This window comes from Cryobacterium sp. MP_M3, assembly GCF_015752155.1.
Lineage (GTDB): Bacteria > Actinomycetota > Actinomycetes > Actinomycetales > Microbacteriaceae > Cryobacterium.
The window spans coordinates 14,933-29,452 of the sequence record NZ_JADOVI010000015.1 but is presented as its reverse complement, the minus strand read 5'-3'; the positions used below and the strand labels follow the sequence as shown (position 1 = coordinate 29,452).

Below are 14,520 nucleotides of genomic sequence, written 5' to 3'. Positions count from 1 at the left end.
CCGCACGGCTGGCGCCTCGCGAGAGTGCCCGGGGTCAGGCCAGGTGCACGGCGACCAGGGCGAGGGCCGCGATCAGGGTCCAGGAGAGCAGGCCGACCGCGAGGGCGCGGCCGCCGGTGCGGAGGATCGTGCCGAGGTCCACCGCCGCACCGAGGCCGAAGAGGGCGGTCGCGAGCAGGTAGGTCTGCAGGAGGTCCGCCCCGGCGAGCAGCCCGGCGGGGAGCGGCGCGAGCGTGCGCAGCAGCACCGCGGCGAGGAAGCCGGCCACGAACAAGGGCAGGAGCGGCGGCCGGGCGTCCGGGGCATCCGTCGCCGGGCCGCGCGCGTCACGGCGCCGCTCGCGCACCGCCACGGTCGCCACGATCGGAGCGAGCATGAGCACCCGGGTGAGTTTCACGACGACGGCCACGGCGAGGGCGGCCGGGCCGGCCACCTGGGCGGTTGCGACGACCTGGCCCACGTCGTGCACGCCCGCACCGACCCAATGCCCGAACTGCAGGTCGGTCAGGCCGAGCGGATGCCACAGCACCGGCAGCACGGCGATGGCCAGGGTTCCGCACAGGGTGACCAGGGCGATCGGGGTGGCGGTCTCCTCATCCTTCGCCTTGACCACGCCGCTCATCGCCCCGATCGCGGAGGCGCCGCAGATCGAGAACCCGGTCGCGATCAGGAGCGGCTGGTTGCCCGGCAGGCCGAGCCTCCGGCCGAGCCAGAGGGTGCCGAAGAAGGTGAGCAGCACGATCGCGACGGTGGTCGCGATCGTCAGCCAGCCGAGTCCGAGGATGTCGACCAGGCTGAGTTTGAGCCCGAGCAGCACGATGCCCAGCCGCATGATCCGGGTGGCCGCGACGGAGAGCCCCGGGGCCAGTACACCGGCCAGGGCCGGGCGCAGGGCAGGCAGCTGGCCGGCCGCGATGCCGAGCACGACTGCGACGGTCAGCAGCGGGAACCCGGGTAGGACCGCGTGGATGATTCCGGCGAGGACGGCGGCGGCGGCCGCGACGAGCACACCCGGCAGCCACATTTCTCCGAGCCTACGCCGCCCGGCCGCCCGCCCGGAACCGGCCTGGTGCCCGGCCCCCGCCCGCTGATCCTCGGCACCGCCTCCGCGATCCTCGCCGAGAGGTGAGAAAAGCCGTCTTTTCGCGAGGAAAAGGCGGCTTTGCTCTCAGTTCGGCCGAGTGGTCAGCGGTGGTGGAAGCGGGCGACCATGGGGCAGTCGAACGGGTCCCTGGCGGCGAGGCCGACCTTGTTGAGGTAGGCGATCACGATGCCGTAGGACTGGAACAGGCCCGTCTCGGTGTAGAGGATGTTGTGCGACTGGCAGTATTCCTTGGTGATCTCCTGCGCCTTCCGCAGGTGCGGGCGAGCCATGTTCGGGAACAGGTGGTGCTCGACCTGGTAGTTCAGGCCGCCCATGAAGGTGTCCATGAACGTGCCGCCGCGAATGTTCCGCGAGGTCAGCACCTGGCGGCGGAGGAAGTCCACCTTGCTCTCGTGCGGCAACTGCGGCATGCCCTTGTGGTTGGGCGCGAAGGACGCTCCCATGTACACGCCGAAGACGGCGAGCTGCACGCCGATGAAGGCGAAGGCCATGCCGAGCGGCAGGAAGTAGAAGATGACGGCGACGTAGAGGATGATCCGGGTCGACAGCATGCTGATCTCGAGCCAGCGCTTGTCCACCTTGCCGCGGCCGAAGACCGTCTTGAAGCCCTGCACGTGCAGGTTGAACCCCTCGGCCATCAGCAGCGGGAAGAACAGGTAACCCTGCTTGCGGGTGACGAACGAGCCGAGCCAGCTGACCTTCGCGGCGTCCTCCTCGCGGAAGACGATGAAGTCGGGGTCGATGTCGGGGTCCTTGCCGACCACGTTCGGGTTGGCGTGGTGGCGGCTGTGCTTGTTCATCCACCAGGCGTAGCTGATGCCGACGAACAGGTTGGCGAGGATGCGGCCGGCCCGGTCGTTCGCCGGACCCGACTGGAAGACCTGGCGGTGCGAGGCCTCGTGGGCGAGGAACGCGAACTGGGTGAGGATGATGCCGAGCACCGCGGCGATGATCAGCTGGTACCAGCTGTCGCCGAGCAGCACGAAACCGGTGGCGGCGCCGGCGGTGGCGAGCACGAGCAGAGAGAAGACGAACCAGTAGAACCCGGTCGCGCGCTTCAAGAGACCCAGGTTGCGCACGGTGTGCAGCAAGGAGGAGTACTCGGTCGTTGGATTCTTCGAGTCGCCACCCGGGCGGGTCTTGACGATGCGCACCGTGGGTGCGACGGTTGCTTCCGACATGAGGCCTTTGGTTTGGATCTGGACTTCTCAGTCGGTAGTGGAGCAAATACTCGTAAAACAGATAACGCAAGTGTACGGGCGGGACCCCGGCTGGCGGTGTGAATTCACACGTGTTTCCCAGTCGCTATATGCCATCCGAGGCATATCAAGGCGGGTTCAATGCGACTTTCGGAACCAAGGATCCGGGCCCGAATCCGTCCGCGTCAGCGCCAGCTGGGCAGCCAGATGTGCAGCTGCCAGAACAGGAACGACGTCTGAATCCCGGTCCAGAGCGGATAGAAGAAGGCGCTCACCATCGTGGTGGTGACGAGGTAACCGGCGAGGACGCGGATGCGGGTGCGCCGGCCGCTCGCTCCGTCAACAGGGTCAGCAGAGTCCTCCGCTTCCGCGGGGGCCCACTGACCCGGCCCGGGCACCAGGCCGAGGAAGATGCCGATCGCACAGGTCAGCCCGAGCAGCAGGTAGGGCTCGAACGCGATCGTGTAGAACTGGAACACGGTGCGCCCGAGGTACATCAGCCAGGGCAGGTAGCCGGCGACCATGCCCATCAGGATCAGGCCCACCCGCCATTCGCGGTAGCGCGCAAGCCGGTAGCCGAGGTAGAGGATCGCGGCCGTCGCGGCCCACCAGATCAGCGGGTTGGCGATCCCGGTGATCGCCTCCGAGCAGGTGCTGAAGTCGCAGCCGTTCTCGCCCAGCGACGTGCCCCGGTAGTACATGCTCGTCGGGCGGGTCATGAACAGCCAGGTCAGCGGGTTGGCCTGGTACGGATGCGGCGTGGCCAGGCCGACGTGATAGGTGTACGCGGCCACCTGGTAGTGCCAGAAGCTCTGCACCGAATCGGGCACCCAGGCCAGGGCCCCGGTCCAGGCGGCACCGGGGGAGGCCGCCCAGTTGCGGTAGAAGCCCTCGGAGGTGACGAACCAGCCGGTCCAGGAGAGCAGGAACGTGGTCACCGCGACGGGCACCAGCAGCAGGAAGGTGGCCGGCGCCTGTTTGAGAATCGCGGCGCTCCACCAGAACGGGACGCCCGCCCGCCGGCGGGCCAGAGCATCCACGACCACGAGGTAGACCCCGAACGCCGCGAGGAAGTAGAGGCCCGACCACTTGACGCTGCAGGTCAGCCCGAACGCGAGGCCGGCGGCGAGCAGCCAGGGCCGCCACCAAAGGGTCGGACCCCAGCCGGGCTCGTGCCCGGCCTCGCGGCGCCGGGCCATCCACTCGTCGAGCCGGCCGGCGTGCCAGTCCCGGTCGAGGAGCACGGCGCCGAAGCCGAGCAGTGCGAAGAACATGACCGAGTTGTCGAGGAGGGCGACCCGGGACATCACGATGGCGTTGCCGTCGATCGCGAACAGGAAACCCGCCAGCACCGCGAGCACCGTCGACCCGAACAGCTTCTTCGCGATCAGCATCAGGAGCACGACCGCGAGCACGCCGATCACCGCGGTCACGATCCGCCAGCCCCAGCTGCTGTCCGGGCCGAAGGCGGCCATCCCGAGCGAAATGAGCCACTTGCCCAGCGGCGGGTGCACGACGAAGGCCGGGTTCATCGTGTAGATGTCGGTGTGCCCCGACGCGAAAAGCGCATCCGCCTTGTCCGGCCACGTCGACTCGTAGCCGTTGTTGAACAGCGTCCACGCGTCCTTCACATAGAACGTCTCGTCGAAGACCAGGGAGTGCGGGCTGCCGAGGTTCCAGAGTCGCAGGACCGCGGCCAGCGCGGTCACTGCGAGGGGGCCGGCCCAGGAGAACCAGCGGCTATTGAGGAGCACCTGACCATCGTAGTGAGCAGCGACTGCGAGACTGGGAGCATGATCATCCTCGCTGCCACCCCGATCGGAAACCTCGGCGACGTCTCCCGTCGCCTCGTCGAGGCGCTCACGACCGCGACGGTGATCGCCGCCGAAGACACCCGCGTCACCGTGCACCTGCTCAAGGCCCTCGGCATTGAGAACCGGCCGAAACTGATCAGCCTGCACGATCACAATGAACGCGGCAAGGCCGCGGAGCTGGCCGAACTGGCCCGGGACACGGATGTCCTCGTGCTCAGCGACGCGGGGATGCCCACCGTCTCCGACCCTGGATTCCATCTCGTCGACGCGGCGGTTGCGGCCGGCGTGGTCGTCTCGGCGCTGCCCGGCCCGTCGGCGGTGCTCACGGCGCTCGCCGTGTCGGGGCTGCCGACCGACCGGTTCACCTTCGAAGGCTTCCTCCCGCGCAAGCACGGCGACCGGGTCACCGCGCTGCGCGAGGTGGCGGCCGAGCGGCGCACCATGGTCTTCTTCGAATCGCCCAACCGGCTCGCGGCATCCCTCACCGACCTCGGAGCCGTGCTCGGCACCGACCGCCGTGTCGTCGTCTGCCGGGAGCTGACCAAGTTCTACGAGGAAGTGAAACGGGGCACGGCGGCCGAACTGGCCGAGTGGGCCGCGGCGGGAGTCAAGGGCGAGATCTGCATCGTCGTCGCCGGCGCCGAGGCGCGCGTGCTCGACCTTCCGACCGGTGTCGCCGAGGTGCTCGCCCTGGTCGCGGCCGGCGCCCGGCTGAAGGAGGCCGCCGCGGATGTCTCCGCCGCGTCCGGCCTCGGCAAGCGCGACCTCTACGAGGCGGCGCTGCAGCAGAAGTCCGGCGGGAACGCCCCCGACAAGCCGGACTACTCGGACCTGCCGCTGGGCTGACCTGGCCCTGCCCCGACCGCGGCCGGACGGCGCGGAGCGGGCCGGTGAGCGCCGAGAGGAGGCCTGCCTCGTAACAGGGCAGGCGTCATCCGCTGCTCCCAGTAGGCTGGAGGGCATGTCCGACGGCTCATCCTTCTACATCACCACGCCGATTTTCTACGTGAATGATGTCCCTCATATCGGGCACGCCTACACCGAGGTGGCCGCCGACGTGCTCGCGCGCTGGCACCGGCAGGCCGGTGAAGACGCCTGGCTGCTGACCGGTACGGACGAACACGGGCAGAAGATCCTGCGCACGGCGACCGCCAACGGCGTCACGCCGAAGGAGTGGGCCGACCGCCTGGTCGAGACCGCCTGGAAGCCCCTGTTGCAGACCGTCGACATCAAGAACGACGACTTCATCCGCACGACCGACGAGCGCCACGAGGTGAACGCGCAGAAGTTCCTGCAGCACCTTTACGACGCCGGCCACATCTACACGGGCGAGTACGAGGGCTTCTATTGCGTGGGCTGCGAGGAGTACAAGCAGCCGAGCGACCTCATCGACGGCACCGGCGAGTTCGCCGGGCAGCAGGTCTGCGCGATCCACTCCTTCCCGGTCGAGTTGCTGCACGAGAAGAACTACTTCTTCCGGATGAGCACCTTCGCCGACCAGCTCCTCGCGCTCTACGAGGACAACCCCGATTTCGTGCAGCCCGCCGCCGCCCGCAACGAGGTCATCTCCTTCGTCAAGCAGGGCCTTTCCGACCTGTCCATCTCCCGCTCCAGCTTCGACTGGGGCATCAAGGTGCCCTGGGACGACAGCCATGTCGTCTACGTCTGGTTCGACGCGCTGCTCAACTACATCACCGCCGCGGGCTACGGCCACGACGACGAGAAGTTCAGCCGCCTCTGGCCCGCCACCCACATCGTCGGCAAGGACATCCTCCGTTTCCACGCCGTGATCTGGCCGGCCATGCTCCTCGCGGCCGGAATCGAGGTTCCCCGCCGGGTCTTCGGCCACGGCTGGCTGCTGGTCGGCGGCGAGAAGATGAGCAAGTCCAAGCTCACCGGCATCGCCCCGAGCCAGATCACCGATACCTTCGGCTCCGACGCGTTCCGCTACTACTTCATGCGCGCGATCAGCTTCGGCCAGGACGGGTCGTTCTCCTGGGAGGATCTTTCCGCCCGCTACCAGTCCGAACTCGCCAACGGGTTCGGCAACCTCGCCTCCCGCGTGATCGCCATGGTCGTGCGCTACTGCGACGGGGAGATCCCGACCCCCACGGTGTTCTCCGAGGACGACGACCTGATCCGCGCCACCGAGAAGCGGGCCACGGATGCCGCGGGCGAGGCCATCTCCCGCCTGGCCATCCACGAGGCCATCGCCGCGATCTGGGAACTGGTCGACGAACTCAACGGCTACATCACCAGCCAGGAGCCCTGGGCCCTCGCCAAGGACCCGGCCAACCGCGCCCGGCTCGAGGCCGTGCTGTTCACCGCCGTGCGCGGGCTCGGCACCCTGGCCGTGCTGCTCTCCCCGGTCGTGCCCCAGGCCACCGCGAAGCTCTGGCAGGCGCTCGGCGGCACCGGCGAGCTCACCGACGTGCGCATCGACCAGGCCTGGCAGTGGACCGGTGGCACCCACGTGTCCCCGCTCGAGGCCCTCTTCCCCCGCATCGAGGCCACGGTTGGCTGACCACCCGGTGTCAGCCGGCGAGCCGGTCCCGGTGACCGACCGGGGCTCGGCCACCGAACCGGTGCGCCGCCGGGAGCAGACCGCGGGCCGCGACCTGCGCTACCCGCCCCTGCCGGAGCCGCTCGTGGTCCCGGTCTACGACAACCACACCCACCTCGAAATCGCCGACGGCGACGAGGGGCTGAGCGTGGCCGAACAGCTGGACCGGGCCTCCAGCGTCGGCATCCGCGGCGTCATCCAGGTCGGCGGGGACCTGGCGACGTCGCGCTGGTCGGCGGCGGCCGCAGCCGCCGAGCCGCGCATGCTCGCGGCCGTCGCCATCCACCCCAATGAAGCCCCGGTCTATGAGGCCGCCGGCACCCTGGACGACGCCCTGGCCGAGATCTCGGCCCTCGCCGCCCTGCCCCGGGTCGTCGCCGTCGGCGAGACCGGCCTGGACTTCTTCCGCACCGGTCCGGAGGGGCGAGCCGCCCAGCACCGGTCGTTCGAGGCACACATCGAGATCGCGAAGCAGCACGGCCTTGCCCTGCAGATCCACGACCGCGACGCTCACGCCGACGTCATCGAGACCCTGCTCCGGGTCGGCGCCCCCGAACGCACCGTGTTCCACTGCTTCTCCGGCGACGCCGAGATGGCCAGGATCTGCGCCGACAACGGCTGGTACCTCTCCTTCTCCGGCACCGTGACCTTCAAGAACGCGGACGACCTGCGGGGCGCCCTCGCCGCGATACCGCGCCGGCTGATCCTGGTCGAGACGGATGCCCCGTTCCTCACCCCCGTGCCCTTCCGCGGCCGCCCGAACGCCCCCTACCTTCTGCCGCACACGCTCCGCGCCATGGCCGACCACCTCGAAACGGACGTCACCATGCTCGCCGCCCAGATCTCCTCGAACACCGAACTCGTCTACGGGCGGTGGGACGCCGAACCGGTGACCGCGCCCGACGCCGTGTCCTCCACCCGGACCACTCCCCGGGGAGGCATCGCGTGACCGAACCCAGGCACGGCTACGCGGCGGGCGAGGAACCCGCGGCGCCTTCGTTCGGCCCGCAGGCCGGGACCGCGGGCGCGGACCCCGACGCGGACCGCGTCCGCGGCCGTCACGCCGCCCCGGTCGAGTCGGAGCCGGTCGCCGAGGAATCCGTCGCCAAGGAATCGGTTGTCGAGGAGCCTGTCGACGAGAATCCGGTGATCGAGCCTGTCGAGATCCCCGTCTCGACAGGCTCGACGGGCTCGACGACCGGCGCGAGCCCGGCGCCCCGCAGCCTGCTCGGCCCCGCTGAGATCCGCGACCTCGCCGAGATGCTGGGCGTCAACCCCACCAAGAAGCTCGGCCAGAACTTCGTCATCGACGGCAACACCGTGCGCCGGATCGTCAAGGTCGCCGCGATCACCGCCGCCGATACCGTCGTGGAGGTCGGTCCCGGCCTCGGTTCCCTCACCCTCGGCCTGCTCGAGACCGGTGCCCGGGTCGTGGCCGTCGAGATCGACGAACGTCTCGCCGAGCAGCTGCCGCTCACCGTCGAGCTCATGCACGAGGGCGCGCCGCTGACCGTCATCCGTGCCGATGCGCTCAAGATCACCGAGATCCCCGACGCGCCGACCCGGCTGGTCGCCAACCTGCCCTACAACGTGTCCGTGCCGGTGCTGCTGCACCTGCTCGAGCACTTCGCCTCGATCCGCGCCGGCGTGGTGATGGTGCAGGCCGAGGTCGGCGAACGCCTCGCCGCCCCGCCCGGCTCGAAGGTCTACGGCAGCCCGAGCGTCAAGGCCGCCTGGTACGGGCAGTTCCGCACCGCGGGCAAGGTCAGCCGCCAGGTGTTCTGGCCGGTGCCGAACGTCGATTCGATCCTGATCGCGTTCGAACGCCGCGCCGAGCCGCTCGAAATCGAAGACCTGCGCCTGGCCACCTTCGCCCTCGTTGACGGGGCCTTCCAGCAGCGCCGCAAGATGCTGCGGCAGTCGCTGTCCAGCGTGCTCGGCGACTCGGCGACAGCGTCGGCGATCCTGGCCGAGGCCGGGATCGACCCCACCGAGCGCGGCGAACAGCTCACCGTCGACGACTTCCTCGCGATCGCCCGCGCCTGGCGTTCCGGGGCACGAGAAGCCGATGCGGCTGGGCTAGGTTAGTCACATGACCAACGCGGCCGCATCTCCCATGGTGCACGCGAGGGCACCGGGCAAAATCAACGTCTTCCTCAAGGTCGGCGCCGTGCTCGAAGACGGCTACCACGAGGTGGCAACCGCCTACCAGGCGGTCTCCCTCTACGAAGACGTGCGCGCCTACCCGGCCGACGACTTCTCGGTCGAGTTCAGCGGATCGATCGACACCTCCGGCCTGGCCGTCGACGGCAGCAACCTCGCGATCAAGGCCGCCCGGGCGCTGGCCCGCAAGGCGGGCTTCCGCGGCGGCGTGCGCCTGGACATCGAGAAGAACGTCCCGATCGCCGGCGGCATGGGCGGCGGGTCAGCGGATGCCGCGGCCACCCTCCTCGCCTGCGACGCCCTCTGGGGAACCGAGGCGACCAGGGAGGACCTGCTCGGCATCGCGGCCACCCTCGGCGCCGACGTCCCGTTCTCCTTCACCGGCGGCACCGCGATCGGCACCGGCCGCGGCGACCGGCTGAGCCCGGCCCTGGCGAAGGGCCAGTTCCACTGGGTGCTCGCCCTGGCCGAGTTCGGCATGTCGACGCCCGCGGTCTACAGCGAACTCGACCGGCACCGCGAGCGGCACGCCCAGGACATCTTCCCGGCCCAGCTCCAGCCCACCGTCGACGCCAACGTGCTGCAGGCCCTCCGCGCCGGCGACCCTGCCATGCTCGCCGAATCGCTGCACAACGACCTGCAGGCACCGGCGCTGCACCTCGCTCCCGGACTGGCCCGGGTGCTCGAACTCGGCGAGGCGAACGGGGCGCTGGCGGGCATCCTCTCGGGCTCCGGCCCCACCGTGGCGTTCCTGGTGCAGGATGCCGACAGCGCGCTCGAGCTGCAGGTCGCGCTCAGCGCCTCCCGGCTGCACGTGGTGCGTGCCACCGGCCCGGTGCACGGCGCCCGCATCATCCACGACTAGCTTCCGTTTGCCGCGACAGTTGCCGGGTCGGACATCTGTTGCCGGTCTGCCGGCAACATATGTCCGACCCGGCAACAGTCAGGTCGCCGGGCGCGAAACCGGGCGCGCGGGGCTCACAGCCACGCCAGCTAAACTCGAAAGCTATGGCACATTTGCTCGGGGCCGAGTCCCTGCACCTTGAATTTCCCACCCGCGTCATCTTCGACTCCGTCACCGCCGGTCTCAACGAAGGCGACCGCATCGGCGTCGTCGGCCGCAACGGCGACGGCAAGTCCACCCTCATGCGTCTGCTGGCCGGTCGGATGGAACCCGATTCCGGCCGCGTCACCCGTCGTCGCGGCGTGACCATCGGCATGCTCGACCAGGCCGACGACCTCGCCTCCGGCCAGACCGTCGGCCACACAATCGTCGGCGGGATCGACGAGCACGTCTGGGCGGGCGACTCCAAGGTGCGCGACGTCATCTCGGGTCTTGTGCGGGACATCCCCTGGGACGCCCTCGTCGACGACCTCTCCGGTGGCCAGCGCCGCCGGGTGGCCCTGGCCGCCGTGCTGATCGGCGACCACGACGTCATCTTCCTCGACGAGCCCACCAACCACCTCGACGTGGAAGGCATCTCCTGGCTGGCCGGCCACCTCAAGACCCGGTGGGCGACCAACTCCGGCGGCCTCGTGGTCGTCACCCACGACCGGTGGTTCCTCGACGAGGTCTGCAACATGACCTGGGAGGTGCACGACCGCCTGATCGAACCGTTCGAGGGCGGCTACGCGGCCTACATCCTCCAGCGGGTCGAACGCGACCGGATGAGCGCGGCCTCCGAGTCCAAGCGGCAGAACCTGATGAAGAAGGAACTGGCCTGGCTGCGCCGCGGCGCCCCCGCCCGCACCGCGAAGCCCAAGTTCCGCATCGACGCCGCCAACGAACTGATCGAGAACGAGCCGCCGCCCCGCGATACCGTCTCGATGCAGTCGATGGCGATGCAGCGCCTCGGCAAGGACGTCGTCGACCTGATCGACATCTCGGTCAAGTTCGGCGAGAAGACCGTGCTGAACGACATCACCTGGCGGATCGCACCGGGGGAGCGCACCGGCATCATGGGCGTCAACGGCGCCGGCAAGTCCACCTTGCTCAACCTCGTCGCCGGCACGCTCCAGCCGACCACGGGCACGGTCAAGCGTGGCAAGACCATCAAGGTCGCCGTGCTCACCCAGCAGCTCTTCGAACTGGACGACATCCAGAACGACCGGGTCAGCGAGGTCATCGGCCGCCAGAAGACGAGCTACATCGCCGGCGGCAAGGAGATCACCCCCGGCCAGATGCTCGAGCGGATGGGCTTCATGAGCGCCCAGCTGACCACCCAGGTCAAGGACCTCTCCGGCGGCCAGAAGCGCCGCCTGCAGCTGCTGTTGATCGTGCTCGACGAGCCCAACGTGCTCATCCTCGACGAGCCCACCAACGACCTGGACACCGACATGCTCGCGGCGATGGAGGACCTGCTCGACTCCTTCCCCGGAACCCTGCTCGTGGTCTCGCACGACCGGTATCTGATCGAACGCGTCACCGACAACCAGTACGCCGTGACGGAAGGCGCGTTCCGGCACCTCCCCGGCGGCGTCGACCAGTACCTGGAGATGCGCAAGCGCCAGGTCAGCGGCAACGACAAGCCGGCGGCCGCGAACGCGGCGAACACCTCGGGCGGCAAGGCGACCCGCAAGCTCGCCATCGGCGGCGCCGACCTGCGCAACGCCCAGAAGGAGCTCGCGTCGATCGACCGGAAGGTCGCGAAGCAGAACGCGCGGATCGCGGCGCTGCACGAGAGCCTCGCCACCCACGACCAGGCCGACTACGACGGACTCGGCGCGCTCGGCACCGAGCTCCAGGGACTGGAGACCTCCATCGCCGGCTTCGAAACCCGCTGGATCGAACTCTCTGAGCTGATCGAGGGCTGAATCGCAGATGCTGTTACCGCGTGTGTCGCAGCGGCCCGCGCGGTGCAGCATCCGTCGATAGCCTAGAAGTGTGCCTCGCAATGCAGCGGCACAGACTCCCCACCTCGCCCGACGTGGTTTCCCTGTGCCCGAATTGCCCCGGCAGAAACTTCGAACACAGCAAAAGGGGAACCCATCGTGAAAAAGAAACTTCTGGCCGCCCTCGCGGTCCTTCCGCTCGTCGCCCTGCTCGCCGCCTGCTCAGGCGGCGCAGCGGACGCGTCCGGCTCCGCGGCATCCGGTGGCGACAAGGTCGTGAAGATCGGCGTCGTCGGGGCCAGCGACCCGTACTGGGCCGTGTACACCAAGGCCGCCGCGGCCGAGGGGATCAAGGTCGAGATCGTGGACTTCGCCGTGTTCGAGCAGCCCAACCCGGCGCTCTCCGCGGGCGAGCTCGACCTCAACCAGTTCCAGCACATCGTCTACCTGGCCGACTACAACGTGTCCAGCAAGCAGGACCTCGTGCCGATCGGCGCCACCGCGATCTACCCGCTCGGCCTCTACTCGACCAAGCACAAGAAGGTCAGCGAGATCAAGAAGGGCGACACCATCGCCGTGCCGAACGACGCGAGCAACCTGGCCCGCGCCCTGCTCGTGTTGCAGTCGGCCAAGCTCGTGACGCTGAAGGACGGCGGCACGATCTTCTCCACCCTCGACGACATCGACACCGGCAAGTCCAAGGTCACCGTCACCGCGCTCGAGGCCTCGCTCACCGCGACCTCCCTGCCCGACGTGGACGGCGCGGTCATCAATAATGACTTCGTCGAGAAGGCCGGCCTCAAGTTCAGCGACGCCCTCGCCCAGGACGACCCGGCCGACCCGAACTCGCTGCCGTACGTGAACGTCTTCGCGGCCCGCGCCGAGGACAAGGACAACCCGACCTACCAGAAGCTCGTCAAGATCTACCAGACCACCAAGGCCGTGCAGGATGGCGTGCTCAAGGTGTCCGGCGGTTCGGCCGAGCTCGTGCAGACCCCGGTCGCCGACCTCGTCTCCTCCCTCGCCAAGGTCGAGAAGGACACCAAGGCCCAGAAGTAGCCCCGCCCGGACCCCGGTCCGGTCGCGAGCCCGTTCCCCGCACGCCAGTTAGGACTCCCATGCCTGCCCCCAGCCCCGTCGTCGAGCTCCGTGACGTGAGCAAGGTGTACCCGCCCACGGTCAAGGGCGGTGCCGAGGTCGTCGCGATCGACGGCGTCAGCCTCACGGTCGACGCCGGCGACGTCTACGGCATCATCGGGTACTCCGGTGCCGGCAAGAGCACCCTCGTGCGCCTGATCAACGCCCTCGAGCGCTCGACCAGCGGGGAGATCCTCGTCAACGGGCAGGACATCGCCCGGCTCCCCGAGCGGGACCTGCGCCCGGTGCGGCTCGGCATCGGGATGATCTTCCAGCAGTTCAACCTGCTCGGCTCCCGCACCGTGGCCGCGAACGTCGGCTACCCGCTCGAGGTAGCCCGCCAGCCGAAGGACACGCGCCGGGCGCGCGTTGCCGAGATGCTCGACTTCGTCGGCCTCAGCGACAAGGCCCGCGCCTACCCCGACCAGCTCTCCGGCGGGCAGAAGCAGCGGGTGGGCATCGCCAGGGCCCTCGCGACCCAGCCGGGCATCCTGCTCGCCGACGAGGCCACCAGCGCGCTCGACCCGGAGACGACGCACGAGGTGCTCGACCTGCTCGGCCGGGTGAACAAGGAGTTCGGGGTCACCATCGTCGTCATCACGCACGAGATGGATGTCATCCAGACCCTGGCGACAAAGGTCGCGGTGATGGACCAGGGCCGGGTGATCGAACACGGCGACGTGTTCGACGTCTTCTCGAACCCGCAGCAGCCGGCATCGGCCCGCTTCGTCTCCACGGTCGTGAAGGGGCTTCCCTCGGCGGGGGAGCTGGCGGTGCTGCGTCAGCGCCACCCGGGCCGGATCGTCACGCTGGCGTTCCGCGACAGCAGCGTCGACCAGGCCAGGGTGTTCGGCGAGTTCGCCGCCGCCGGCGTCACCTTCGAGGTCGTCTACGGCGGGATCAACGAGATTCAGGGCCGCTCCTTCGGGCACCTCACCCTGGCCCTGACCTCCGCCGGCGGGGATAGCACCATCGACGCCGTGCTCGACCGGGTGCGAACGCTCACGACCGTCACGGAGGTGCGCTGATGGATTCCCTGATCGATCTGATGCCCGAATTCTGGAAGGCCGCGGGGGAGACCCTGTACATCGTCGGTTTCACGCTCTTCTTCGGCGGTCTCGGCGGGCTGCTCGTCGGCCTCGGCCTCTACCTGACCCGGGCCGGCAGCATCCTCGCCAACAAACCCGTCTTCGTGGTGCTCAACCTGTTCGTGAACATCGTGCGCCCGATCCCGTTCATCATCTTCCTCGCCGCGGCGCAGCCCCTCGCCCGGATGGTCGTCGGCACCGGCATCGGCAACAACGCGATCATCTTCACCATCTCGCTCGCGGCCTCCTTCGCGATGGGGCGCATCGTGGAGCAGAACCTGCTCACGGTGACGCCCGGGGTGATCGAAGCCGCCCGCAGCGTGGGGGCCGGGCCGTTGCGGATCATCTTCACGGTGCTGCTGCCGGAGGCGCTCGGCCCGCTCATCCTCGGCTACACGTTCATCTTCGTCGCCCTCGTCGACATGTCCGCGGTCGCCGGCTACGTCGGTGGCGGCGGCCTCGGAAACTTCGCCCTGCTCTACGGCTACCGCCAGTTCAACCCGGTCGTCACCTGGGCGGCGGTGCTGCTGATCATCGTGCTCGTGCAACTCGTGCAGTTCCTGGGCAACTGGCTGGCCCGGAAGGCTTTCCGCCGCTAGCCACAACCCGGCGCGCGCCG

General features: G+C 69.1%; 12 protein-coding genes. 9 read left to right on the top strand and 3 right to left on the bottom strand.

What is annotated here, in order from left to right:
* Positions 1-34: 34 nt before the first annotated feature.
* From IWX89_RS15015 to IWX89_RS15005, 3 genes are all read right to left on the bottom strand, one after another.
* The gene (locus IWX89_RS15015; RefSeq protein ID WP_196904353.1) at positions 35-1,024 is read right to left on the bottom strand and encodes a YeiH family protein; all 990 of its coding nucleotides are present in this window, start codon (positions 1,022-1,024) and stop codon (positions 35-37) included.
* 161 nt (positions 1,025-1,185) lie between these two features.
* A complete protein-coding gene (locus tag IWX89_RS15010; RefSeq protein ID WP_196904352.1) occupies positions 1,186-2,286 on the bottom strand; it encodes an acyl-CoA desaturase in 1,101 nt (366 codons plus the stop codon).
* Positions 2,287-2,489: 203 nt separating this feature from the next.
* A complete protein-coding gene (locus tag IWX89_RS15005; protein ID WP_307836583.1) occupies positions 2,490-4,058 on the bottom strand; it encodes a phospholipid carrier-dependent glycosyltransferase in 1,569 nt (522 codons plus the stop codon).
* 39 nt (positions 4,059-4,097) lie between these two features.
* Here IWX89_RS15005 and rsmI point away from each other — a divergent pair, with 39 nt between their 5' ends.
* From rsmI to IWX89_RS14960, 9 genes are all read left to right on the top strand, one after another.
* Entirely contained in the window at positions 4,098-4,964 is an 867-nt protein-coding gene (gene rsmI / locus IWX89_RS15000; protein WP_196904350.1) for a 16S rRNA (cytidine(1402)-2'-O)-methyltransferase, read from the top strand.
* A 115-nt stretch (positions 4,965-5,079) separates the two neighbouring features.
* Positions 5,080-6,642 (top strand): methionine--tRNA ligase, encoded by a 1,563-nt coding sequence (gene metG / locus IWX89_RS14995; protein WP_196904349.1) that lies wholly within the window; start codon positions 5,080-5,082, stop codon positions 6,640-6,642.
* Positions 6,643-6,673: 31 nt separating this feature from the next.
* Entirely contained in the window at positions 6,674-7,630 is a 957-nt protein-coding gene (locus IWX89_RS14990) for a TatD family hydrolase (RefSeq protein ID WP_196904398.1), read from the top strand.
* 311 nt (positions 7,631-7,941) lie between these two features.
* The gene (rsmA, locus tag IWX89_RS14985) at positions 7,942-8,769 is read left to right on the top strand and encodes a 16S rRNA (adenine(1518)-N(6)/adenine(1519)-N(6))-dimethyltransferase RsmA (RefSeq protein ID WP_231383365.1); all 828 of its coding nucleotides are present in this window, start codon (positions 7,942-7,944) and stop codon (positions 8,767-8,769) included.
* Positions 8,770-8,773: 4 nt separating this feature from the next.
* Positions 8,774-9,709, top strand: coding sequence for a 4-(cytidine 5'-diphospho)-2-C-methyl-D-erythritol kinase (locus IWX89_RS14980; protein ID WP_196904348.1), 936 nt, complete (start codon positions 8,774-8,776; stop codon positions 9,707-9,709).
* A 143-nt stretch (positions 9,710-9,852) separates the two neighbouring features.
* Positions 9,853-11,658 (top strand): ABC-F family ATP-binding cassette domain-containing protein, encoded by a 1,806-nt coding sequence (locus IWX89_RS14975; protein ID WP_196904347.1) that lies wholly within the window; start codon positions 9,853-9,855, stop codon positions 11,656-11,658.
* Positions 11,659-11,835: 177 nt separating this feature from the next.
* On the top strand, positions 11,836-12,735 hold the full coding sequence (locus tag IWX89_RS14970) for a MetQ/NlpA family ABC transporter substrate-binding protein (protein WP_196904346.1): 900 nt from the start codon (positions 11,836-11,838) through the stop codon (positions 12,733-12,735).
* Between the two features lie 59 nt (positions 12,736-12,794).
* The gene (locus IWX89_RS14965; RefSeq protein ID WP_196904345.1) at positions 12,795-13,841 is read left to right on the top strand and encodes a methionine ABC transporter ATP-binding protein; all 1,047 of its coding nucleotides are present in this window, start codon (positions 12,795-12,797) and stop codon (positions 13,839-13,841) included.
* A complete protein-coding gene (locus tag IWX89_RS14960; RefSeq protein WP_196904344.1) occupies positions 13,841-14,500 on the top strand; it encodes a methionine ABC transporter permease in 660 nt (219 codons plus the stop codon). Before IWX89_RS14965 ends, IWX89_RS14960 begins: the two co-directional genes overlap by 1 nt.
* The last annotated feature ends 20 nt before the right edge of the window (positions 14,501-14,520 follow it).

Coding starts and splice junctions, on each gene's coding strand:
- IWX89_RS15015 (WP_196904353.1), bottom strand. CDS start 1,024: ATGTGGCTGCCGGGTGTGCTCGTCGCGGCCGCCGCCGCCGTCCTCGCC.
- IWX89_RS15010 (WP_196904352.1), bottom strand. CDS start 2,286: ATGTCGGAAGCAACCGTCGCACCCACGGTGCGCATCGTCAAGACCCGC.
- rsmI (WP_196904350.1), top strand. CDS start 4,098: ATGATCATCCTCGCTGCCACCCCGATCGGAAACCTCGGCGACGTCTCC.
- metG (WP_196904349.1), top strand. CDS start 5,080: ATGTCCGACGGCTCATCCTTCTACATCACCACGCCGATTTTCTACGTG.
- rsmA (WP_231383365.1), top strand. CDS start 7,942: ATGCTGGGCGTCAACCCCACCAAGAAGCTCGGCCAGAACTTCGTCATC.
- IWX89_RS14980 (WP_196904348.1), top strand. CDS start 8,774: ATGACCAACGCGGCCGCATCTCCCATGGTGCACGCGAGGGCACCGGGC.
- IWX89_RS14975 (WP_196904347.1), top strand. CDS start 9,853: ATGGCACATTTGCTCGGGGCCGAGTCCCTGCACCTTGAATTTCCCACC.
- IWX89_RS14965 (WP_196904345.1), top strand. CDS start 12,795: ATGCCTGCCCCCAGCCCCGTCGTCGAGCTCCGTGACGTGAGCAAGGTG.
- IWX89_RS14960 (WP_196904344.1), top strand. CDS start 13,841: ATGGATTCCCTGATCGATCTGATGCCCGAATTCTGGAAGGCCGCGGGG.